This is a genomic window from Vibrio sp. L3-7 (genome assembly GCF_963898195.1).
Classification (GTDB): domain Bacteria; phylum Pseudomonadota; class Gammaproteobacteria; order Enterobacterales; family Vibrionaceae; genus Vibrio; species Vibrio echinoideorum.
In genome coordinates this window covers 10,106-11,720 of record NZ_CAWQUW010000037.1, presented here as the reverse complement: position 1 = coordinate 11,720, position 1,615 = coordinate 10,106, and the positions used below count along the sequence as shown (strand labels likewise).

Sequence of the window (1,615 nt, the reverse complement as noted above, 5' to 3'; positions counted from 1 at the left end):
GGTGGCGACGTTGTAAAAGCGCCCAATTAAATCATTTTGGCTTATCCAGCCGTACGCCAGTGGCTTCATCTCTCCAGTGCTTGGATGCACCAAAATCAAGGCGGGCGTAAAAGGCACCGTGACTTTTCCTTGGTTGTGGCGGTTTTCTTTGAGGTGAGTGATGAAGGTTTCATCATTACTGATCCCAAGGAGCTCAAAATGGTATTGGTCAGCAAACGCTTGAATGGACGGGGCGAGTTGCTGGCTTAGCGTATCTTTTCCTTCATAAACAAAGAAAAAGCCCCATCCGTCTTGTTTCATCTTTTCAACCGCGTCGGTTTTCTTCTTATCCTCCAGTGCTAAATACACTTGTCTTGCCGCTTGCTCTGTCGGATGGTCTTTGGTGTAAGAAAACTCAGGTCTTTCGAGCAGCAGCGCTTTAAAGGTCATGCCTAATTGGTCGGTTTGGTCCGTGATAAAATGATTTAACGCTAAAAACTTCGCGAGCTTGTCTTTATCTTTGGGATGAATGGCCGCGTCGTTTTGCGCTTCAATATGCACAGAGTGAAACCAGGCCATCTGTTCGGTCGCCGATAACGTTTTAGGGCTTGATACGGTGGTTTGAGTGTTGCTTGGTAGCGGCTTAGGTTTGGGCGTTACGGGCATTGCCTTTGGCTCGTTGTACCAGCGCCACCCAGGAGGGGTTTCTTGAGCAAGAGCTGGATGGAGGTGAGTCAGCAGCGCTAGGGTAATGACGCAAAGCAGAGGTTTTTTCATCATCATAGACCTTGATTCCGTGGAGGCGGTTATCCGCCCGTGGCACTTTGAAGTCGTTTCTTGATTTCATCAAAGTTGGGGAGGTTGGTGTTGGCACGCATTTCCGGGTAGAACTCTTTAAAATCAATGTATTCAAAATTGATTTGACTCAGTTCTTCGGGCGTAATGGCGGCGCAGGTGGGATTTTTAGCACTGCCTAACCGTTTACCCAGTTGCTGAAGAGACCCTTGCTCTTGGATGATTTTGGCCAGCTTGTTGTCGTAAACGCAGTAACTGCGCTTTTTACGGGTGCAGACACCCAGCACTTTCTTGGCGCAGTATTGCCCCACGTACAGGGTTAAGCCTTTCTCTTTGGCTTCCCCCAGCGCTTCTTCCGCTTCGCTGCATTTCGCTCCCAATCCTTGCCCCCATCCTGAGTCTTTACAACAATCGTTGAAGCCCGCGAGTTTCTTACTGCACTTCATCGGCTTTCCCGTGAATATTTTGGGTGGGTCACCGATGTCTTTCACGGCTTCGGCAAGTCCTGCCAGTGCCGCAACGGACTTATCAAAATTGTTATTCAATTTGGGCGCCTCCTCGTAACACTCCCCGTCAAGACAGAAGGAGTGCTCCCCACATTGCAGATCAGTGGCTCGGCATGTCTTCTCAGCACAACGCTTTGTGACCTCTTGCTCGACGCACACCCCATTTTGCTTAAGGCTGCAATGTTGAGTTTGAGTCGTACAGTCTTTCGGGAGGTTTGCGCAGGTATTAGGGCGGTCACAATGATGGTCTATCCGATATTTCCAACAATTGAGCGTGGTGGGAATGCCATTAATGGTGCGGGTGGCTCGACCTTCAATACATTGCTGGCGAGTGA

Annotated in this window: 2 protein-coding genes; both read right to left on the bottom strand. The window is 49.5% G+C overall.

Annotated elements, in window-relative coordinates; genetic code table 11:
• Positions 1 to 762 (bottom strand): type-F conjugative transfer system pilin assembly protein TraF (traF, locus tag AACW75_RS19680; RefSeq protein ID WP_237297916.1); only part of this gene is annotated, 762 nt, incomplete at its 3' end.
• A 23-nt stretch (positions 763 to 785) separates the two neighbouring features.
• Positions 786 to 1,615: type-F conjugative transfer system mating-pair stabilization protein TraN (gene traN / locus AACW75_RS19675; RefSeq protein WP_237297915.1), on the bottom strand; the 830-nt coding region annotated here is incomplete at its 5' end.